A 20,360-nucleotide genomic window follows, 5' to 3' on the forward strand; every position below is an offset into this window, starting at 1 on the left:
CTGATTATTACCGACACCTGCAACCTCCAGAAGGCGCTAGTGGATGGCGACGGCCCTATGCCTGCAGAAGAGGTACTGCGTCTTGCGAGGGCCAGCCATGTAGGCTTTGGCTGTCGAGTAACTGAGAAGCTGATCGGTAACGAGGACAAGTGGTTCGGGTTGATGGCGTAATATCCTTTTAAAGAATCGCTGAATCGCGGTGGTACCGCGTTGCTTTTGGAGAAAAGGGATGTCGAGATTGCACCAGTACTGGTTGACGGTGTGCCAGAGCCTGTAAGGTTCACTGCGCAAGCGCACGAACATCTCGTCCAGGTGCCAGATCCTGGTTATACGCTCCGGGGTCTAAAGTGACTACCGAATTTATCGAACCATCGTCCGGTCGATTCGTAGCTCACAAAGATGCTGCGCTCAAGCAACAATTCTCCGATGGCGCGAAACCTCAGCGAGCAGCGAAAGTACCAGCTCCCGGCTAGGCAGATGATGAGAAGCGGGAAATGGCGATCGTGGTCGATGGGCGAGAAATTCATCTCGCTAGCTTAACCGAGGTCCCCGCGAACTTTACGGTGCCTTTCGTCAGGCTGTTTAAAGACAAGACTAGCACTCAACAGTGCAGAACTGTGGCCCGGTCAGACGGGATAAAATCGAACCCCAGCCACTGCCAATCTAAGGATCTGTCCCAAATGTTAAATAAGTTGACGCGTGCTCAGCAAAAAGCGCAGCGCCCACAGGAAATTATGGAAGCTGCGTTTGAAGAGTTCGCTAGTAAGGGCTACGCGGCCGCGAGGCTGGATGATATTGCACGTCGGTTGGGCATCAGTAAGGGCACAATTTACCTGTACTTCCCGACTAAAGAGGCCCTATTTGAAGCGATGGCTCATTACCACTCCAAGCCATACCGCGATGTGTTGAGCATGTCAGAATCATTCAAAGGCACCTGTGCCGAGCGCCTGCGCCAATTGCTTTTGTTAGCCTTTGAAAAAATCTCCAAGGACAAAAAAATTCAGCAGATGCTGCGCTTGTCTTTGACTGAGGGCATACGTCTTCCAGAGATTGTTGACCGTCACTATGACGAGTTCGTTGAGCCCCTTGCAGGTGCAATAGGAAAATTATTGAAAGAAGGAGTCGAAAAAGGTCAGTTTCGAGATAGTCCGGCTTCCGGCACTCCCGAGGTCGTTATGAGTTCCATTTTAAATTTAATGATACTGCATATAAATGTCACTGGCCGCCGTCACCTTAAGAAAGAATCATTGATAGAGGCACACCTGGATCTTATGCTTAATGGGCTGGTAAGTCGGCACTGAAAGCAGCTGATAGTTGACGCGGGCTTCCCGCTGTCGCTTGCACAATCAAGTAAGCTGCTGTGCCTGAAGCTAGGCAGAGCCGACATGCCCAACCTCAAAGGGATGGACTTTCCCAGTGATGTAATCGTGGTGTGCGCTCGTTGGTAGACTGCATACTTAATGAGCTACAGACACATCGAGGAGATTATGGTGAAGAGTGGCGTGTCGGTCGGCCGTCCACCGATCAACCGATGGGCGCTCCGTTTCTTGCCGCGGTCCGAAAAAATGGCTCGCAAACACAAACGGCCGGTCGGTGGCAGGCGGCTTAGGTACGAGACGTACAGTAAAGTCCATGGCGTCTGGAAATATCTCCGCTGTACAGTTTGAATCGCCCCGAATTTGAACTGACCCCCGAAAGTTGGACGCCAATCTCGGGGTGTGATGAGGACGTTCGATTTAGATTTTAAAATGAAGGTTGTCCGGGCGTACCTTGCTAGGAAAGGCGGATACAAGCTGCTCGGAAAGCGTTTTGGCATTTCAGAGAGCATGGTGCGACGATGGGTGGGTGCGTATGAGCATCACGGACGAGCTGGTCTGGTGCGGCAACGCGGCATCTACACGCCAGAACTCAAGCTTGAGGTGCTGCATCGTGCCGCCGCCGAAAATCTCTCCTATCTGGAACTGGCATCTATTTACAATATTGCAAATCCGAATAGCATCACAACGTGGCATCAACAACAAGCGCAGGGAAAACTCGGTTCTGTAACAAATGCGATACCCCCCAGGTTTCAGGACGTTCTCGTGCCATCAAAAAAGCCAGCCCCAAGTCAGTCCCCCGGAGCCACGGTGCCTGACGACACCGCGTACCTGCTTAGTGAGAACGAGCGTCTGCGCGCGGAGGTGGCGTACCTAGAAAAATTCAATGCCTTGGTTCTTGCGAAGAAATTGGCGCAGCAGAAAAAGCCAAGATAGTGCATGAATTAAGGCATGAGTTTTGTTTGGCACCGCTGCTCAGGGCTGCGGAATTGGCTCGCAGCACGTTTTACTATCAACTTAATGTGGCGAAGTCGCCTGACCGGAATCATGACCTTAAGGAAAAGATTCAATCGGTCTATTCCGCGCATCGCGGCCTGTATGGTTATCGGCGCGTTACTCTGGCTATCCGCAATGATGGCGAGGCCGTTAATCATAAGAAAGTGCAGCGGCTTATGAACGAGCTGGCAATGAAGTCAAGGATACGGAAGAAGAGATATCGGTCGTATAAAGGCGAATACGGCAAAGCTGCACCAAACGTTCTCAATCGCGACTTCACAGCGACACGACCCAATGAGAAATGGGTCACGGACGTGACCGAGTTCAGCGTTGGGGGTAAAAAGTTGTACCTCTCCCCAGTCCTGGACCTCTACAATGGTGAGATTGTGGCCTATGAGTCGAGCATTCGGCCGGACTTCTCAATGGTCATGGAGATGCTTAAAAAGACAGTGAAAGCACGCGGGAAGACGGCCAAGCCACTTCTGCATTCGGACCAGGGGTGGCATTATCGAATGCCCCTGTACCAAGCTGAGTTGGCACGGCGGGGTATCACGCAAAGCATGTCGCGAAAAGGAAATTGCTTCGACAATGCGGTAATGGAAAGTTTCTTCGGCACGTTAAAGGCGGAGTACTTCCATCTGAACGAGTTCGCAGACATCAATGCGTTACGCGCGGGTTTGAAAGAGTATATTGACTATTACAACCGGCAACGCATCAAGTCCAAGCTGGGTGGATTAAGTCCTGTTGGCTATCGGATGCGGGCGGGAGCCTGCTGACTTTACACTGTCCAACTTTCGGGGGTCAGTTCATACCCGGGACGATTCAAGGAATGTCCAAAAGCCGAAGCTGAGTTCGGCTACGATTTTGTCCGGGCTTTGGACCTCGATGCGGCGTGCTAATGCCGCCTTCGCCGCAGCAATTTCGGAATTTTGAAATGTGAACGACCCGTCGCGAAGCCATTCTTCCGTTGACCACCATGCATCGGCGCCGTATTTTGTTTTCAAGCGCGCATGCACATTGTTGCGTAGGCTTATTTCGAGAACCTTGAGGCATGGCAGCAAAGATTCCGCGAGCTGCAAATTGTGCGGATAGGCTAGTATTGCCTTGTCGACATCGACTTTATAAGCGGTTTTGTACCGGCTCAAGCGCGCGGGCGAAAAACACAGCTCTAGATCGTCCCAGTCCATACGTGCATTGCCCTAGCAATGGGAGGCGCATATAATACTCCCACTGCCCTAAGTCTTCCTCTGCCAACTTCCATATTGGTGATGACGCTAGGTTTGTATTTGGCCCCGTTCTGCGGGGCCACCCAAATTCTCTAAAACCCTGCCTAAGGCAGGGTTTTTTGTTTTCAGGGCGGCTATCTTTCGCATATTCCTGATTTCATCAGAGTCGAAGCTGTCGAACGGACCACTTTATTAGACTTCGGGGCATTGTTGATTGGAGATAGGTTCCAAGGGCTCTTTCATTGCCCCGTGTTTTGGGTAGCTTTGGTGAGAGGAAGTTGGGATGTCGTGTGATGAAAACGCTTTGATATAACTTCTGTTAGTTGCATCCGTGTCGTAATCGTGTATGCCTTGACAATCGGTTTCCAAGCTCAGGCAAACTGTCAGTTTCGGTTCTATCGTCCATTTATCAGAAATGCCCGAGAAAACTGGACGCCCAATAAAATTGGACAACTAGCCACGACTAGATTAAGATCCTCTTAGTCCAATTTAAAAAATTGTCCATAAAACCAGGACAAGAATAAAAATTGGACAACTCTTGCGCATACTGTGCATGTAGACGTCAACAGGCCAGGAGCTAAGCGATGTCGTTATTTGGGGGCCGCTCAACGGCACAGACATTTGAATTTGAATCGGACGTGCTGCAACGCTTGGGCGCGGCGCTTGATGCTTCTGGCGTATTGAGCAGCGCGAATCTGTCTGTGGTGCCCCAAGCGCTGCAGCGAGGCGCGGGCTGTCTAGACGGGGAGATATCGATTCGAATCGATGGTCAGGAGCAGCGCTATGCGGTCGAAGTAAAATCACGCGTGGCGCGTACGCTGGACCTGGAACGCGTCATTGCTCAGCTCGGAAGCTTGGATAATGGCTTGTTGGTTGTTCCTCATCTAAGCCGCGGCATGGCCGAAGTCTGCGTGCGTGCCGGCGTGCAATTCATCGATCTAACTGGCAATCTGCACCTACGAGGCTGGAACTACCACTTCATCGTGATCGGCCGTTCGGCGGATAACGACGCTATCTTACCAATCCCTGAAGCGGCGGTCGGTCGAGCGTCGGTTACCCCTACGGGGCTGCGGGTCCTCTTTACCTTATTGATCAACCGAGAAGCGCGATCACTGTCACAGCGCGACCTCGCGACGATGGCAGGCGTCGCCAATGGGGCAGTGGGGCCAGCCTTACACGATCTCGAACAACGCGGATACCTTGCCACGGGCGTTGAGGGTAGAAAACGCGTTTTGCTCAACGTCGAAAGTGTCGTTGATGAGTGGGTGTCCCTGTATCCGCTACGTTTGCGACCCAAGCTCAATGCGCGACGTTTCAGCGCCGCGGACCCTGAGTGGTGGCGCAATATGACACCGACGCGATCCTCAAGTACCGAAGCGGAAACACGGACCTGGTGGAGCGGAGAGGTCGCTGCAGCGCTGCTGACCAAGGACTTGCGGCCAGAAACGCAGACGCTTTACGTTACGCCAGAGAACCGCAGTACGGCGTTAGCACACGTTATAAAAGCGGGGCGGCTTCGCGCCGATTCGGTCGGCGACATTACGATATTGGACAGTTTCTGGGATCCGGAGCGCCAGGGTCCCGAGGACGGAATCGTCCCCTTGCTACTCGTCTATGCCGATTTGATGGACACCCGCGAGCCGCGAAATCTGGCGGTCGCACGCCAGTTGCGTTCTCTCGTGCTGGAGAGCCTATGAAGAAGAAGCATGCGCTTTCTGAACCGATCAAGGCTTTACTGCTGACCATCGATCGGTTCTGCACGAAAGTGCATGTCCCGTATTTTCTGATCGGGGCGACGGCACGCGATATCCTCTTTCATCATCTCCACGGTTTTCCGATCCGGCGGCTGAGTCTGGACATCGATTTTGGGATTGCCGTTCAGGACTGGACACATTTCCAAATGGTGCTCGGCCAACTGACGCAAAGTGGTGCCTTCAGACGCCATCAGAGGATTGCACATCGTTTTTACTTTGATGCAGGCATAGGTGACGAACTCTGCGTTGATCTCGTTCCATGTGGCAACGTAGAAGCGCCTGATGGGACCGTGGCATGGCCGCCAGATCAGTCGATCATCATGACCGTTGCTGGGTACACGGAGGCACTAGAACATGCAATCCAGTTTGCAGTTGACGAGAACGTGACCATTCCGATTTGCTCGATTCCTGGGCTCGTGCTAACGAAACTGATCGCGTGGTTGGACCGCGGAGATCGTGAGCCGAAGGACGCCTCGGATTTCGCTTACGTACTTCAAAATTATGCCCGCGCTGGGAATGAGGAGCGGCTCTTCTCGGATGAGGCATATGCTGTACTGGCAGCACAAAATCACGATCCCGATGCCGCCGGCGCGACGCTGCTCGGCCAAGATGTTGCACGCCTTGCTAAAGATGCCGCCCGCATGCATTTGCATTCTATTCTCTTCGAAGCGCCGCGGGAAAAACTCCTCTCGCAAATGATGGCATCGGTACACGCACAGGAGCGACCGAAGGTGGCCAACTATCTAGGCTATTTTATAGAGGGCTACGCCGAGGTCATTGCTAGTAGCAACTGATACGAGGAGAGGGAGGTTCTTCCTTAACAGCGCCTAACGTGCAATGGACGCAGCGTGACCGACCGCACGCGCCGATTAGCGCCTCGGAACGTGTCAATGACTTTGCGACACCGGGGATCATAAATTTACTGTGTGAAGCTGGGTAATATCGACGTCGACGACTCCTGCTTTGGTGGCGGATTGATCCAAGCCGCCGTAGGCAATTCCGGGGCTGCGGACGTCGGCTCTTGAAGCGGTGTGGGTTTGCGGCGAATGCAATATCGAGGCTCGCCTGCCTGGCGATACGCAAGCCGGGTGCGAAGCCGCTATGAACGCTTTGCGGCGTCATGTAGCCGATGCCAGAATGACGGTGCACTGTGTCGTACCACGTGAAGAAGCCTTGGCAGTGCGCGCGGGCGTCTTCGATGCAGCCGAAGCGCTCGGGGAAGTCCGGTCGGTACTTCAATGTCTTGAATTGTGCTTCAGAGAAGGGATTATCATCAGACACGTGTGGGCGACTGTGGCTACGAATGATCGTCAAATCCGATAGCAATTCGGCGACGGCCTTTGATCGCATACTCGTACCGCGATCGGCGTGCAGCGTCAACGTGCCCAGCGTGATTTCATAGCGCGACACGCTCTCGGCGATCAACTGTTCGGCAAACTGAGCGCTCTCGCGATGTGCGATCATCCAGCCGACTACGTGTCGACTAAAGATGTCGACGATGACGTATAAGTGGAAAATGGCTACATTTAACAGGCCCTTTCAACTTCGTGATGTCCCAAGACCATACTTGGTTCGGCGCAGTAGCAAGCAACTCCGGCTTGGCGTAGACAGGATGTACACGTTGCTGGCGGCGCTCGCGCGAGGCGCAGTCGACAGTAAGAAGGCGGTACATCGTACGTGCTGAGCCGAGGTAACGCCCTTCATCGAGAAGCGTGGCATAGATTGCCGCCGGGGCAGTGTCGACAAAGCGTTCGCTGTTGAGCATGTCACGCAATGCATCGCGTTCGCCTGGGCTAAGCGCCAAGGGAGGTGAGCCGCGTGCGGCACCGCGCGGCATCGGGCCAACGAAGAGACGGCGGCGCGTACGTGCCCGCTCCCACGCTGGAGCGCAGCGTGGCACATTCAATAATCGGCATGCTGCGGCCACGCCAAGCACCGGTGTGAGTTTTGCCACCGCTGCCATTACGGTTTCTCGTTGTCTTCGATCGGAGTTCCCAGCAAGGCAGCCAGTTTTTTGGACATCGATCACCAGCAAGGATTTGTCCAAGCGTTCTTGTAAGCGGTCACGTTCACGGGTTACTTGAGCGAGCTGACGCGCTTCAATACGCGCCTCATCGGGCTTCGGGCCACGCAGCCCCTATTGAGGTATCAGTGCGCCTACGCGCACATGCCCATTGGCAACGGAGCGCTTAGGCCGCGGTTATGCCGCTGCTCGAACCTGTTGTGATTTTGATTCAGACACAATGGGCCGACGAGTCATGGTCAGTACAACTACTGCACCGATAACCAACAGAGCGCCGGCGATGACGAATGCGTAATCGTAACTACCTGTAGCGTCAATTACGTAACCGGTTGCAATTGGGGCAATCATGCCGAAGATGTTGCCGCCTACAACCACAAACGCCATCGCTTTCGCCACATCCTTCGAGCCTGGAAGCAAGTCGTTCAAAAGGGCGAAGTTCAGCGATGTCGTTGACGCGATACCCGTAAGCGTTATCGAGAACACGAGTAACAGTAATCCGAGGTCGGTCGTGAAGGGGACTGCGAGGATGGCCGCGCCAGTGAGCATCGCGAGCGCAACTGCATTTCGACGACGTCCGGTGCCAACACCGCTGCGCTTCAAATAGTGGTCACTTACACGGCCGACAGCGATACAAAGAATGACCGCGGCTGCGTAGGGGACGGCAGCGAACACGCCGGTCTTCGAGATGCTCATGTGGCGGCTTGCCTGGAGGTAGCTAGGCAGCCAGGTCAGAAAAAGATACTGGGTGTATACGTTGCAACCCTGTGTCAACGCCAAGCCCCAAAGCGTCGGAGAGCGCAACAGCGGCAGCAAACCCGACGCCGTCGGGTTGGAATCTACGCTTTCCGCGGAGCTGCGTGCGGCCGGCTTAGAATCGCGCTCGCGCAGAATCTTCTCGCACTCGGCATCAGGCAACCACTTTGCTTTATCTGGCGAGTTAAAGAAAATGAGCCATGCTGCCAGCCAGACGAATCCGACGCCGCCGGCGACCACGAAGGAGAAACGCCATCCATATACGGCAACGAGGGCACCCAAGAATACCGAGCAAATCGCCGGACCTGCGTACGAGCCACTATTGAACATCGACGTGACCATGCCGCGTTCTGAGGCCGGAATCCACTGGCGGATGACCTTGGCGCCAACTGGATTGCTGACCGATTCCCCGCCCCCCATGACGAGACGGGCTAGCAGCAAGCTCGTAAAGTTACCCGCGGCGCCCGTAAGCGCTGTTGCTGCCGACCAAATGAAGATGCCCACACCTGCCATGCGCTTGGCGCCGAAGCGGTCGATGAGGATGCCCATCGGAATGAGGAAGAGGGCATAGCTCCATATGAACGATGAGAAAAGATATCCCATCCCTACGCCAGAGAGCTTGAATTCCGCCGCAATCGGCTTGGCTGCAATCGACAGCGCGATGCGGTCCATATAGTTAATCATTGCAAGGGAAAACAAGAAGACTGCAATCCAGCCTCGACGATACGACATAGTTGTCTCCGAAATCAAAGTGCCTGTCTGGGCACCCGTGTGTTTCTGTGAATCCGTTGAATGTGGCGGGCAATCACAGCGGAGTCCGTCGAATTGCTGTGCCGGTCAAAATCCGTAAAAAGCGTTTTGTGTGTTACAAATGCAATTAAAAATTTGACGTACCCCAACCGGTTCGACCCGCAGGGCAAAAGTACCGGAGCTTCTCCGCATTTTCTAAGACAGCGTGCTCGGCCGATTAGGGCTGCAGTCTGAGCCTTGCGAGCTGTTCTGCCGCACCAAATCGTCTCTGAACCACCGTTTTTTCTCCAGTGCGGTTGGCGAGCATTACTGACACCTAAAGTGCGTTTTATGATCATATAACTCAAAAAGAGAGGCATGCAACAACGGGGTGCGTTTCTCAGTGAAAACACCTAATCTGTAGCGCGCGTAGACACGGGTGCGAGTTAGTCTGCGCGGCAGACTAGGGCCAGATTCGGCAAGCAACTACGGGGCTATCTGAGGAGGGGCTATTGCGGTGCTACGACGCATGGCAGCCTAATCATGCTTGGTCGTACAAACGGGGATACGCGAGTTGGTTCGCGCGCGACATCCTCCAGAGGAGGAAGGTGTAACTACTGGTTGTTGAGGCCAGACGGCGCTCGCCTAGACGGCGCGCCAAACTACGCTCGTTGAACTATCGTTCGCTGAAGATGATGCAAACCGGGCTGCCTGTTCTGATGACTTGGCCCGTTGGTTTTAGGCCGTCGGAAGTCACGTCGTATTCGATGAGCGTGTCCGTGCGCTCGTTGGCCACGAAGAGGTGCTTGTTCTCAGGGTCTAGACAGATAAAACGCGGGAAATCCCCGTAGCAATCCGTCCAACCTATATGCCGTGGCATTCCGGCGCCGTCGAGCGCAATAGTGGCGACAGTGTTGCTGCCACGATTTGAGACAAACAGCTGCTCGGCGTTCGCCGTAATTACGATTCCCGCGGCGCTTGACTCACCGTCGAAGTCGGGGGGCAATACGGAGACAGTATCGAGGGCGGCAAGCTTTCCGGTATCGACATCGAAGCTCCACACAGTCATAGTGGAATTCAACTCATTGGCGACATAAACCAAAGGCAGTGCCGGGTGGTAGGCCGCGTGACGGGGGCCCGAGCCTGCCTCCCAGTGCCGCGTTACGACCTCGCAAGTATGATTCGCGCGCCAGCGCACCGCCGACACTGAGTCGATGCCCTTGTCTGGAACAATGTGCCAGTCGGTATTGGCAAAGGTGGTTTTGTAGCGCGAGATGTGATGAGGATGGGAGCCCTTTTGGTCCTTTGTGTGAGGACCCGGTATGCCCGTGAAGGTCACGACATCGTTCGATGTGCCGAGGCTACCGTCTGCTTCGACAGGAAGTCTGGTCACATTTCCAGTGGCGTAGTTGGCGATATTGAGCCACTTCTCATCTTTCGAAAACGCGAGGTGCACGGGATTCTTGCCGTTGCACGCGACTGTGTTGATGTGAGTAAGGTGCCCTGATTCGGCATCGACTCGGAAACTGCTTGCCTGTTCGCCATCTCCATGCACTGCGTACAGGAAGGTCTGCGCGTGATTCAGTGTCAGGAACGACGGGTTATCGACGGTCGGAAAGACATCAACGAAACTCCATGCCGCAGTGTATGGGTCAATTAGATAGAGCGCGATGCCTTTCCCGCGGGCGTTGCGCTCGCGAGTTGTTCGGCAACCAATGTAAGCAAATTTCTGAGGCATGCTTCCTCTCGCAAAAATCCCCGTGGTGGACAAAGTCCTGCAACTCACAACGTCAGGGATTACGAACCCGCGCAACGTTGTTTTTCAATGAAGTGCATTTTATTATTATAAAAATCTTTAGGTAAAGGTCCATTTGGAGGTTTTCTGGTGAACGTTTACCCTGAGGATGCGCAACGAGAAAGGGATACAGCTATGGATGTGGCAAAATTAGCGATGGACCCTAGGGGGCTCGAAAGTGCACTTGCAGCCCCTATCGAGGCAATTACAGCCGCCGCAGCCAGCCCGTCGAGAACGATGTCACTTACTCCGCTGCAAACCCGCGTGACGCGGGAAATCATCTCCCTCGCGCGTCGAGACGACATGGCCGAGGGCGAACGCCTGGCTGAGTCCGTGCTCGCCGAGCGCATCGGCACATCGCGTACTCCCGTAAATTTCGCGCTGAGATATCTCGCGGAAATCGGCGTTGTGGTCCATGACCACAACCGGGGGTACTTTCTTGCTAAGCCTGCACGCGAGCTAAACGAAATCGCCAGGCAATTCTTTGAAGAGCCCGACGAGCCGCTTTACCTGCAGATTGCGGAAGACCGGCTTGCCCGGCGCCTTCCTGATGTTGTGTCGGAGGCTGATTTGATGCGCCAATTTGGCGTAGCTCGAAGCGTACTTCGGAAGGTCTTGTCCCTTATGCAGGAGGAGGGATGGCTCGAGCGTCAGGTCGGGCATGGTTGGCAGTTTCTTCCAATGATTGACTCGGTTGAGGCTTACGAAGAGAGCTACTTTTTTCGGGCTGCGATTGAGCCCGTCGGCGTGCTCGCGCCCTCGTTTAAATGCAACGGCGTCGAATTAGCTCAACTTCGACGGCGACAGCAGTACATCGTCGATGGTGGATACCTCACGATGACCTCGATTGAGCTTTTCGAGGCAAATAGTGAATTCCACGAAACGATTGCAAAGTGGTCCGGCAATCGTTTCATAATGCAATCGGTGCGACGGACGGACCGACTGCGACGACTGGTCGAGTATCGGCAGGCCAAAGCTCGGAAGCCTCGCCAGCAGCAGGCAACCGAGCACCTTGCCATCCTCGACGCCATTGGCGCGCAGGATTTGCTCAAAGCGGCAAGCCTTTTGCGCGAACATATCGAAGGGGCGCGGCGAGCGAAGGCAAGGTCTGTTGAGATGTTCATGACTGACGCAGAGCAGGTGTAGAAGAACGGGGCGTATTCGCCCCTTTTTTTTAACTTTGAGTGAGTTTTGTTGTCACAAAACGCTATAAAAGGCTAGAGAGACGTTGAAATGTCGTATCGCCGTGGCTGGATTGCAGTTTTTCTCTTCTCGCTTGTGATGGTCAATTACATGGACCGCATCGCGCTTTCGATAGCCGCGTCATCGATAACATCCGAGTTCGGACTGTCAACCGTCGAGATGGGGCATCTGTTCTCGTCGTTCATCTGGGGGCTACTTTATTTGTCTGATGCCTATGGGGATTGTGCTGGACCGTTTCGGCACAAAGAAAATCGCTGCGGTCGGGATATTCATTTGGTCTGCGGCTACTGTATTTACTGGGATGGCCTCCACCTTCGGGTCGCTGCTTGTCTCACGGTTGGCGATGGGTGGCGCCGAGTCCTGCAGCAATCCAGTCGGAGCTAAAGTCATTCGGCAATGGATTCCCTCATCAGACCGTGGTTTTGTAACGACGCTCTTCAATAGCGGTTCCTACGCCGGCCCTGCAATCTGCTCAGTCGTCTTGGCGTACCTCGTCGGCATCTTCGGCTGGCGAGCCTCCTTCTTCATCGCGGGCGGATTTGGTGTTCTCTGGCCCGTCGTTTGGCTCGTTTTCTTCGGCGACCCGGAAAATGTCTCGTGGCTTAGCTCGCAGGAACGAGCGCTAATCAATCAGGGTCGAGAACCTGCCAAATCCACTCAGAAGGAAACTGAACCGGCTGAGCCGCAAGGCACGTTTGCCCTGCTGCAAAGTCGGACCGTATGGGGCCTCGCTCTCACCCAGGGCTGCAGTGTTTACACCCAGTATCTCCTGCTCACATGGTTGCCAAGTTATCTGCAGACAAGCCGACATCTCTCGGTTATGACCACCGGAATGTTCGCGGCAATACCCTATGCAGTCCCAGTTGTCCTCTGCATTGCTGCCAGAAAGCTGGGTGATATTTACGTCAAACAAGGCGGTGGAGCTCCCGGGAAGCGACGAAACGCTGTCGCGCTAGCGATGGTTGTTGGCTCGGTCATCCTCTTGCTTCCGTTCATTGAGGACCTCCCGCTGTTACTGGTTGTTTTCGCGCTCGCCTTCACCGGCATAGCCTCTACGACTTCACGCAATTTCGCTCTTCTTAATGACCTCGTTCCCAGCGCCAGTGACGTGGGAAAGGCCATGGCACTTGTTGTCATCGGCGGAAATGCGTTTGGTCTTTTGGCCCCAATTGCGACTGGCTACGTAATTGAACGCACAGGCGGCTACAACTGGGCGTTCGGTATTGCTGGCGGACTGCTGCTCATCGGAGCGGCGATCATCTTGACGATGACCCACCGGCCCATTGAACCGCTGCATACAGGCTGCTTTCGTACCTAGGGAAAACGCGAGACTATATTGCATTCTGTGGTCATAAAACGCTATACTGATTCCATGATGTGCTTGGGAAGGCCATCACCTGTTGCTCAGGGCGGCGTCGGTCGCAAGCTCGAATGGTTCCCACTGATGGCTGAAGCGCCATTAAGAAAACTTTGGAGGCATCCCCTATGATTCCGCGTACTCCCTCTGGTGCAGCACTTCTCCAACCCGAAAATCTCACGACATATGAGCGTGGTGGTGGTGCGCGCACGACACCGCTGGTAAATCGCGAAGTCGGCACAGCGAGCTTTATCACCGGTTACACGTCATTCGGCCCGGGTGTCGAAATTCCTTTTCATAGTCACAATGTGCAGGAACGTGTTGTGCTGATGGAGGGCAACGCGATTCTGGATATCGACGGTCTGGAATACGAACTGAAACCGCACGACGTCACGTTCATTCCGCCGAACGTCAATCACCGCTTCCGTAATCTGTCGAAGACCGAGGGCATGAAAATCCTCTGGATTTATGCCAATCCGGAAGCCACCCGGACACTGACTGAAACGGGCGCAACAGCGCCGGTCTCGGCGGAACACGTTAAGCAGTGAGTCCACGCGCGGGGCTGGTGCCGCGAGTCATTCGCACCACCCGCAGCCTTTTTCTTTGCCAAGTCGTGCCACAAGAGTGTCGAGTTAGCACTGCGAGCTCAAATAGCACGAGGCAGCTTTAAACAAGTTTCTGTTTGACCGGGAGATTTCATGCCATACCTTGTTCAGGCGGAAGGGCTGAGCCGATTCGGCGAAGCCGTTCTCGAATCTTTGGGCGTCCCCGCCGCCGATGCACATCTACTGGCCGATAGCCTGGTCGTAGCAGAACTATGGGGCCATTCCTCGCATGGGATGCTTCGTCTGCCATGGTATGTCGACCGCTTGCGTACGGGCGTAATGTCCGCGCAAACGAAGCCAGAACTGGTCCTCGATAGCGGTGCGATTGCTGTGATAGACGGGCACCACGGTATCGGACAAGTTCTGACTGCAAAAGCAGTTGACCTGGGCGTTGCTCGTGCACGCGAATTCGGTGTTAGCGCGATTGGCGTGCGGAACTCGAATCACTTCGGTACCGCGGCATATTTCACGCGTAAAGCGGCCGAGCAAGGTTGTGTTGCCATCCTGGCGACTAACGCAAGTCCTGCGATGGCGCCGTGGGGTGGGCGCGAGAAAGCTGTGGGCACCAATCCCTGGTCGATTGCTGCGCCCTGTGGCGAACGCGGTGTGGCGGTTCTGGATATCGCTAATACGGCCGTGGCGCGCGGCAAGATTTATCTGGCCGCTGAGCGTGGCCAACCCATCCCTGAAGGTTGGGCAGGCGACGAAAACGGCGTTCCGACGACCGATTCAGCCAAAGCCATTCACGGGATTATTTTTCCGATGGCCGGCCATAAGGGTTACATCATCTCTTTCATGATGGATGTGCTCGCCGGTGTGCTGACCGGAAGTCACTTCGGTTCAAAAGTGGTCGGGCCGTACGAGGCGGACAAGGTCTCGGGCGCTGGCCACATGCTGCTCACTATCGACGTGAAGTCGATGATGCCGGCAGCTGAATTTGAACAGCGCATGAATGAACTTATCGACGACGTCAAATCGGTGCCGACTGCCCATGGTGTCGACGAAATCTTCTTCCCTGGCGAAATTGAAGACCGAAGCACCGCTCGTCTGCGCAAGTCCGGTATCACGCTCGCAGACAACACGTGGCACAGCATGCAGAGGCTGGCTACTGAGTCCGGCGTCTCCCTCCCCGAAAATATCGCCCCCTAACTAGGACCTAAACGATGCTCGCTTTGCATGTTTCGTTGCTGGTGCACGAAGACAAACTCGACCAGTTCCTTGCCGCAATCAAGGAAAACGCAATCCGGACGTTCAGCGATGAAGCTGGATGCAAGTATTTCGATGTCGTGCAAGACAAGAAGGACCCGCTGCACTTCCACTTCTACGAATTGTACGAAGACGAAGCGGCAATAGACGCACATCGCGCCGCCCCGCACTTCGCTGAATGGCGTAAGGCCGCTGGCGAATGCGTAGTCCCGGGCAGCCAGGTGAATACCATTTCGAAGCAACTCATGCATCACGCGTGAGTTCCCGAGTGGTCGTTCACACCGCAGTGAATGACTTACTTCCAACACCTTAGTAACGTTTAAGTGATTGCCATGACCAACCAGATTGCCACCATTTGCCCAATCAACGGCGAACAACTCAAGACCTATGCATCGATGACAGATACTGAAGTCGAGAGCGCTGTCAGCAAGGGTTATGCGGCCGCAAAGGCGTGGGGTGTGCGTCCGCTCCAAGAGCGTGTTGCAGCGGTCAGAAAGCTTGCCGAAGAGCTCCGTAAGCAGGCGAACTCATTCGCTGCGCTTGTGACCTCCGAGATGGGCAAGGTCACCGCAGAAGCTGCCGGTGAAATGGAAAAGTCTGCGGTCACAGCTCTCTACTACGCCGACAATGCTGAGCGGATTCTCGGCGACGAGAAGGCCTCGATTGAAGGTGTCGACGCATGGGTTGCCTATGAACCCATCGGCCTCGTCCTCGCCGTGATGCCGTGGAATTTCCCAGTGTGGCAAGTGATGCGCTTTGCTATCCCGTCACTCACGGCTGGCAATGGTGTGCTGCTCAAGCACTCGCCTAATGTGACGGGAAGTGCGCTCGCGCTGGAGCAACTCTTCAAGGACGCCGGTCTTCCGGAAAATCTCGTGACGACGCTGGTTGTAGCCGAGCCGGAAGTCCCGAACGTCATCGAACGTCTCATCGCCGACGACCGTATTGCTGCGACAACTCTGACTGGTTCGAATCGCGCGGGCGCAGCAGTGGGCGCCGCAGCCGGTCGTGCTTCGAAGAAGTCCGTCCTCGAACTCGGTGGTTCCGACGCTTTCGTTGTTCTCGACGACGCAGACCTGTCTACTGCCGTCGCTGCCGCTGTCAAGGCGCGCTTCCACAACGCTGGCCAAAGCTGCGTTTGTGCGAAGCGGTTTATCGTATCCGAGTCTATTTCCCAAGCATTCACTGAGCAATTCGTCGCACTGACCAAGGCACTGGTCGTCGGCGACCCGCGTGAGCCTAGTACACAAGTCGGTCCGCTCGCTCGCGCAGACCTACGTGACGCGCTTGACCGACAGGTCAAGCAATCAGTCGAAGCAGGTGCGAAGCTCCTCGCTGGCGGCAAGACAGTGGACGGCCCTGGCTACTACTACCAGCCGACCGTCCTCGGTTCGACCGGCCCGGGCATGGTTGCTTTCGACGAGGAGACGTTCGGCCCGCTCGCCGCGATTGCTGTCGCGAAAAGCGACGAAGATGCGATTCGCTTGGCTAATGCTACCCAGTTTGGTCTCTCGATTAGCGTGTGGTCGAAGTCGAAGGACCGTGCTCTCGCCGTGGCCCGTCGTGTAACAACGGGTGCGGCATTCGTGAACGCGGTGACGGCGTCCGACGCACGCATCCCTTTCGGCGGCACGAAGAAGTCCGGCTATGGCCGTGAGTTGGCGGCAGCAGGCATTCGCGAATTCACGAACGCGCGTACCTACTGGACGGTCGAACAAAAGGCGTAAGTAGTTTCGAAGTATGTGAAAGCTGCGGGGGACCTAGGCGGTCCTCTGCAGGCAACTTCCGGATACCGATGCTGTCATTGCGGTAAATCAACTCGACGGTCAATCGTCTTCTTCCCTTGCTCTCTTGGACTGTCGACGCAAGGTCACAGTAGTGAGAGCAGCGAGCAATTAAATCTCGCAGCGGTCTTCCTTCACGGTCAAGGCTGCATGCTCTATCGACTCGCAAACGAACTTGAAACTCTTCACGTTCTTCCGCGCGATTTCTGTCGTCTTGCGTTTGCCCACATAGATTGGGCGGCACATTTCGTCAGCGGCAGCTTTGGAGACTGGAAATGCATCGGATTATTGTCGTGGGGGGAAGGGTGGGCGGCCTTGAGTTAGAAACGCGTCTGGGTGACCGTTATGCATCGAATATGCGTAACAGGGGCGACGGCGTAAACGTAACGCTGGTCGACCGAAATCCCACACATATCTGGAAGCCACTTCTTCACGAGGTTGCCGCAGGCAGTATGGACCCGTTTAGGCTGGAGCTTTCCTACGCTGCGCAAGCCCGCTGGCACAATTTCGAGTTCCAGTTAGGCGGGCTGATTGGGCTCAACCGTGAGCACCGCCAGATAACGCTCGGTTCGATGGCTGATGAAGATGGCGTCGAGCTTCTGCCGCGTCGGGAGATTAAAAACGACACGCTTGTTGTCGCCGTTGGGAGCACCACTCACTTTTTTGGCGTCAAAGGCGCTCAGGAGCACTCCATTGCGCTCGACACTGTCAGACAAGGGGAGCGCTTTCGGAAACGCCTTATCTCTGCCTGTGTCAGCGCTGAATTTCAGTCGACCGAATGCCAGACAAAAACGAATGGAGAGCCGAAGGTCCAGGTCGCAATCGTCGGGGCTGGAGCAACGGGCGGGGCGCTTTCTGCCGAATTGCGAAACACCGCGCAGGTTCTATCAGCCTACGGAATCAACAAACTCGACCCGCGCCACGACGTCGGCATTGTCCTAATCGAAGCCGGTCCACGTATCTTGCCCGCCTTGTCGGAGCGCGTGTCGACAACCACGACAGAACTGCTGACGAAGCTCGGCGTGAGAATGATGACTGGCAAAATAGTTGCGGAGATAGCGCCCGGCTGCGTCCGTACCGCAAGCGGAAAGACGATTTGGGCCGACCTGACCGTGTGGGCAGCAGGTATTAAATCTCCCGCCATCCTAGGTCTATTAGACGGTCTGACAGTGAATCGTCCCGGACAGCTTGAAGTACTCCCACGCTTCAAACCACGCTTGACGATAATGTTTTCGCGCTTGGCGATTGCGCGGCGTGCCCTTGGCCGGCGCACGAAGGCAAGAACGTACCTCCGCGTGCGCAAGCCGCTCACCAGCAAGCCAGCTTTCTGTTTCGTGCGGTTCGAGCCGGCATTGACGGCCGCGTTCTACCGAATTCAGTTACCGAGACTTGGGCTCCCTTGTTTCACTGGGCCACCATAGCGCCGTTGGCAATTTGATGGGCGGTGTAATCGGAGGGAATATTTTCATTGAAGGTCTGCTAGCGCGATTCATGTATATGTCCTTGCATCGCATGCATATCGCCGCGCCGCACGGTTTTTCACGCATGGCTCTTGACACTGCCGCTCACTGGCTTCGCCGTACAACGGTCCCACGCGTCAAGTTGCACTGAGAATCACTTTCCAATGTCCTATCGTCGGCACCCCCCCACGTCGCGCTCGGCACGTCCGCCGGCCGTGATTGCGGGGGCGCTCGTTGGATACCCAAAAGAGATCACAAAACGCAATTTATTTTTTTGGAACCGTTGCTAATTTTCGTTTGCTTCGCGCGAACCTTGCGCATTTGAGACATCACTTGATGCTCTGCTAGAACGGTTTTTTCAGCAGCCTCACCGAAGATAGGGTTTTTCTCTAAAGGCTCGCAGCTCACCTCGCGATACTATAGTTTTGTGCATTTTGTGATCATATAAATCATAAATGCTTTATCAGGGTTCGTTGCACAAACCCCATACGCGTATCGCTCGCCGGCGCATGCGCCTTTCTCATCAGCGCGCCCCTACGGCGCCCAACGGACGGAGGTTTTGTGAACCCTTCTTCGCACGACATAAGCAGCAATATCCCTGCGACCGGCGCATCCAAGGTCGGCGCAATCTTTCGGGTAACCAGCGGCAACTTTCTCGAACAGTTTGACTTTTTCCTGTTCGGCTTCTACGCGACGTACATCTCGAAGGTCTTTTTTCCGAGTTACAGCGAATTTGCATCACTGATGCTGACGTTCGTGGTCTTCGCGGCTGGCTTTCTGGTGCGTCCTCTGGGCGCAATTATTCTAGGTGCGTATATCGACAAGGTTGGCCGTCGCAAAGGCTTGGTAGTTACGCTGACTTTGATGGCGACAGGCACGCTTCTGATTGCCTGCGTGCCGGGTTACGCAACGATTGGCATTGCGGCCCCGCTGCTCGTTCTCGTCGGTCGCCTACTCCAAGGCTTCTCCGCCGGCGCCGAGCTTGGTGGCGTATCCGTCTATCTCGCGGAAATTGCAACGCCAGGACGTAAGGGCTTCTACACGAGTTGGCAATCGGCGAGCCAGCAGATATCCATCATTTGCGCGTCGGCGCTGGGTTATGTGCTGAACGAATTGTTCACGAGCAGCCAGATTTTGGCGTTCGCATGGCGTATTCCATTCTTCATCGGCTGTCTTATAGTTCCGTTTCTGTTCGTCCTGCGCCGCTCGCTCGATGAAACGGACGAATTCAAGGCGCGCTCGCATCGTCCTGACACCAAGGAAGTTTTTAGAACGACGATGCAGAACCTGCCGACGGTCCTCGCTGGCATGTGTCTCATTGCGATGACGACGACCACGTTCTACTTCATCACCGTGTACACGCCCACCTTTGGCAAAACGGTCCTCAAACTGACTACTGCCGACAGCCTCATCGTCACCATCCTGGTCGCAGTGTCAAATTTCATCTGGTTGCCAATCGGTGGCGCATTGTCGGACCGTTTTGGCCGTCGCCCGGTGCTCTCGCTCATTACGGTTATGGCCATTGTCACGGCCTACCCGACGATGTCGTGGCTCGCAGCCGCACCGAGCGTCTCGCATCTGGCCGCTGTGCTGCTTCTGTTCTCCTTCTACTTCGGCGTCTACAACGGCACCGCTACCGCGGCGCTTACTGAGGTGATGCCCGACCATGTCCGTGTTGCCGGATTTTCGCTCGCCTATAGCTTGGCCACCGCAGTATTCGGTGGACTAACGCCGGCCATTTCCACCTATCTCATTCAGGTGATGCACGACCCGGCCGCTGCTTCCTATTGGCTTTGTGTAGCTGCGCTCTGCGGCTTTGGAGCGACGCAGTTCCTCTACCGCAAGGCGAGTCAAAACGGCGCCGAACGTGCGTACCAGAAGTCGTGATAAATCAGCGGGCATCTGAACCGGGCATGACATAGGTTCGTCGGAGCATGCGCTGCGTCCAGTAAAGTGCGGCGCATCTCTTCTCAGAAGCTCGTATTTGCATCAACCACGCGCGTTGGCTGTGTAATGAACCGTCCTGATGTCGACACAGCAGCAATACTGGGCTACAACCAGAAAGTTCCGTCGCCCCTTGAAATCCTACGGATGACCGGTCTCGCTAACCGTTCTCGTCTATGTGGCTTTACGCCTCCCCTAAGTGCCGATAT

General features: G+C 55.2%; 17 protein-coding genes and 2 pseudogenes. 13 read left to right on the forward strand and 6 right to left on the reverse strand.

From position 1 onward, the window contains the following. Window positions 1-36: 36 nt before the first annotated feature. Window positions 37-330, reverse strand: coding sequence for a DDE-type integrase/transposase/recombinase (locus SJQ66_RS29710; RefSeq protein WP_407691512.1), 294 nt, complete (start codon window positions 328-330; stop codon window positions 37-39). Between the two features lie 164 nt (window positions 331-494). Between SJQ66_RS29710 and SJQ66_RS13490 the strand changes: the two genes are divergently transcribed. The 3 genes and pseudogenes from SJQ66_RS13490 (at window position 495) to SJQ66_RS13495 (ending at window position 3,088) form a co-directional block, all read left to right on the forward strand. After that, window positions 495-1,301 (forward strand): TetR/AcrR family transcriptional regulator, encoded by an 807-nt coding sequence (locus SJQ66_RS13490; RefSeq protein ID WP_320534440.1) that lies wholly within the window; start codon window positions 495-497, stop codon window positions 1,299-1,301. An 84-nt stretch (window positions 1,302-1,385) separates the two neighbouring features. Then, window positions 1,386-1,652, forward strand: a pseudogene (locus SJQ66_RS29895) (IS6 family transposase); the annotation flags it as partial. Between the two features lie 69 nt (window positions 1,653-1,721). Then, window positions 1,722-3,088 (forward strand): IS3 family transposase gene (locus tag SJQ66_RS13495; protein WP_320534441.1). Its coding sequence is split into 2 segments (ribosomal slippage): window positions 1,722-2,199 and window positions 2,199-3,088, totalling 1,368 coding nucleotides; the frame shifts between segments, so codons are not numbered across the junction. A 30-nt stretch (window positions 3,089-3,118) separates the two neighbouring features. Here SJQ66_RS13495 and SJQ66_RS13500 read toward each other — a convergent pair. After that, entirely contained in the window at window positions 3,119-3,499 is a 381-nt protein-coding gene (locus SJQ66_RS13500; protein ID WP_320534442.1) for a hypothetical protein, read from the reverse strand. Window positions 3,500-4,122: 623 nt separating this feature from the next. Between SJQ66_RS13500 and SJQ66_RS13505 the strand changes: the two genes are divergently transcribed. Beyond that, on the forward strand, window positions 4,123-5,235 hold the full coding sequence (locus SJQ66_RS13505) for a type IV toxin-antitoxin system AbiEi family antitoxin (protein ID WP_320534443.1): 1,113 nt from the start codon (window positions 4,123-4,125) through the stop codon (window positions 5,233-5,235). After that, a complete protein-coding gene (locus tag SJQ66_RS13510; protein ID WP_320534444.1) occupies window positions 5,232-6,086 on the forward strand; it encodes a nucleotidyl transferase AbiEii/AbiGii toxin family protein in 855 nt (284 codons plus the stop codon). Before SJQ66_RS13505 ends, SJQ66_RS13510 begins: the two co-directional genes overlap by 4 nt. Here SJQ66_RS13510 and SJQ66_RS13515 read toward each other — a convergent pair. The 4 genes from SJQ66_RS13515 to SJQ66_RS13530 form a co-directional block, all read right to left on the reverse strand. After that, window positions 6,073-6,756 (reverse strand): integrase core domain-containing protein, encoded by a 684-nt coding sequence (locus tag SJQ66_RS13515; RefSeq protein ID WP_320534445.1) that lies wholly within the window; start codon window positions 6,754-6,756, stop codon window positions 6,073-6,075. The genes SJQ66_RS13510 and SJQ66_RS13515 overlap by 14 nt on opposite strands. 19 nt (window positions 6,757-6,775) lie before the next feature. Next, window positions 6,776-7,255 (reverse strand): hypothetical protein, encoded by a 480-nt coding sequence (locus tag SJQ66_RS13520; protein WP_320534446.1) that lies wholly within the window; start codon window positions 7,253-7,255, stop codon window positions 6,776-6,778. Between the two features lie 237 nt (window positions 7,256-7,492). Beyond that, window positions 7,493-8,800: an MFS transporter gene (locus tag SJQ66_RS13525; RefSeq protein WP_320534447.1), complete on the reverse strand. Its 1,308-nt coding sequence runs from the start codon at window positions 8,798-8,800 to the stop codon at window positions 7,493-7,495. Window positions 8,801-9,473: 673 nt separating this feature from the next. Then, the gene (locus SJQ66_RS13530) at window positions 9,474-10,535 is read right to left on the reverse strand and encodes a lactonase family protein (RefSeq protein ID WP_320534448.1); all 1,062 of its coding nucleotides are present in this window, start codon (window positions 10,533-10,535) and stop codon (window positions 9,474-9,476) included. Window positions 10,536-10,727: 192 nt separating this feature from the next. On the opposite strand from SJQ66_RS13530, the gene SJQ66_RS13535 reads away from it, so the two are divergent. The 8 genes and pseudogenes from SJQ66_RS13535 (at window position 10,728) to tcuC (ending at window position 20,094) form a co-directional block, all read left to right on the forward strand. After that, complete coding sequence (locus SJQ66_RS13535) at window positions 10,728-11,738, forward strand: GntR family transcriptional regulator (RefSeq protein ID WP_320534449.1); 1,011 nt, start codon at window positions 10,728-10,730, stop codon at window positions 11,736-11,738. Between the two features lie 271 nt (window positions 11,739-12,009). After that, complete coding sequence (locus tag SJQ66_RS13540) at window positions 12,010-13,113, forward strand: MFS transporter (RefSeq protein ID WP_320534450.1); 1,104 nt, start codon at window positions 12,010-12,012, stop codon at window positions 13,111-13,113. A gap of 167 nt (window positions 13,114-13,280) precedes the next feature. Next, the gene (locus tag SJQ66_RS13545; protein ID WP_320534451.1) at window positions 13,281-13,700 is read left to right on the forward strand and encodes a cupin domain-containing protein; all 420 of its coding nucleotides are present in this window, start codon (window positions 13,281-13,283) and stop codon (window positions 13,698-13,700) included. A 150-nt stretch (window positions 13,701-13,850) separates the two neighbouring features. Then, window positions 13,851-14,906: an Ldh family oxidoreductase gene (locus tag SJQ66_RS13550; protein ID WP_320534452.1), complete on the forward strand. Its 1,056-nt coding sequence runs from the start codon at window positions 13,851-13,853 to the stop codon at window positions 14,904-14,906. A gap of 14 nt (window positions 14,907-14,920) precedes the next feature. Further along, entirely contained in the window at window positions 14,921-15,223 is a 303-nt protein-coding gene (locus SJQ66_RS13555; RefSeq protein WP_320534453.1) for a putative quinol monooxygenase, read from the forward strand. Between the two features lie 72 nt (window positions 15,224-15,295). After that, a complete protein-coding gene (locus SJQ66_RS13560; RefSeq protein WP_320534454.1) occupies window positions 15,296-16,690 on the forward strand; it encodes an NAD-dependent succinate-semialdehyde dehydrogenase in 1,395 nt (464 codons plus the stop codon). A 332-nt stretch (window positions 16,691-17,022) separates the two neighbouring features. Next, window positions 17,023-18,358: pseudogene (locus SJQ66_RS13565) on the forward strand (NAD(P)/FAD-dependent oxidoreductase). A gap of 410 nt (window positions 18,359-18,768) precedes the next feature. Continuing rightward, entirely contained in the window at window positions 18,769-20,094 is a 1,326-nt protein-coding gene (gene tcuC / locus SJQ66_RS13570) for an MFS transporter (RefSeq protein WP_320534455.1), read from the forward strand. Window positions 20,095-20,360: the final 266 nt, after the last annotated feature.

Source organism: Robbsia andropogonis, assembly GCF_034047095.1.
Classification (GTDB): domain Bacteria; phylum Pseudomonadota; class Gammaproteobacteria; order Burkholderiales; family Burkholderiaceae; genus Robbsia; species Robbsia andropogonis.

Coding starts and splice junctions, on each gene's coding strand:
- SJQ66_RS13490 (WP_320534440.1), top strand. CDS start 495: ATGGCGATCGTGGTCGATGGGCGAGAAATTCATCTCGCTAGCTTAACC.
- SJQ66_RS13500 (WP_320534442.1), bottom strand. CDS start 3,499: ATGGACTGGGACGATCTAGAGCTGTGTTTTTCGCCCGCGCGCTTGAGC.
- SJQ66_RS13505 (WP_320534443.1), top strand. CDS start 4,123: ATGTCGTTATTTGGGGGCCGCTCAACGGCACAGACATTTGAATTTGAA.
- SJQ66_RS13510 (WP_320534444.1), top strand. CDS start 5,232: ATGAAGAAGAAGCATGCGCTTTCTGAACCGATCAAGGCTTTACTGCTG.
- SJQ66_RS13515 (WP_320534445.1), bottom strand. CDS start 6,756: ATGATCGCACATCGCGAGAGCGCTCAGTTTGCCGAACAGTTGATCGCC.
- SJQ66_RS13520 (WP_320534446.1), bottom strand. CDS start 7,255: ATGGCAGCGGTGGCAAAACTCACACCGGTGCTTGGCGTGGCCGCAGCA.
- SJQ66_RS13525 (WP_320534447.1), bottom strand. CDS start 8,800: ATGTCGTATCGTCGAGGCTGGATTGCAGTCTTCTTGTTTTCCCTTGCA.
- SJQ66_RS13530 (WP_320534448.1), bottom strand. CDS start 10,535: ATGCCTCAGAAATTTGCTTACATTGGTTGCCGAACAACTCGCGAGCGC.
- SJQ66_RS13535 (WP_320534449.1), top strand. CDS start 10,728: ATGGATGTGGCAAAATTAGCGATGGACCCTAGGGGGCTCGAAAGTGCA.
- SJQ66_RS13540 (WP_320534450.1), top strand. CDS start 12,010: ATGGGGATTGTGCTGGACCGTTTCGGCACAAAGAAAATCGCTGCGGTC.
- SJQ66_RS13545 (WP_320534451.1), top strand. CDS start 13,281: ATGATTCCGCGTACTCCCTCTGGTGCAGCACTTCTCCAACCCGAAAAT.
- SJQ66_RS13550 (WP_320534452.1), top strand. CDS start 13,851: ATGCCATACCTTGTTCAGGCGGAAGGGCTGAGCCGATTCGGCGAAGCC.
- SJQ66_RS13555 (WP_320534453.1), top strand. CDS start 14,921: ATGCTCGCTTTGCATGTTTCGTTGCTGGTGCACGAAGACAAACTCGAC.
- SJQ66_RS13560 (WP_320534454.1), top strand. CDS start 15,296: ATGACCAACCAGATTGCCACCATTTGCCCAATCAACGGCGAACAACTC.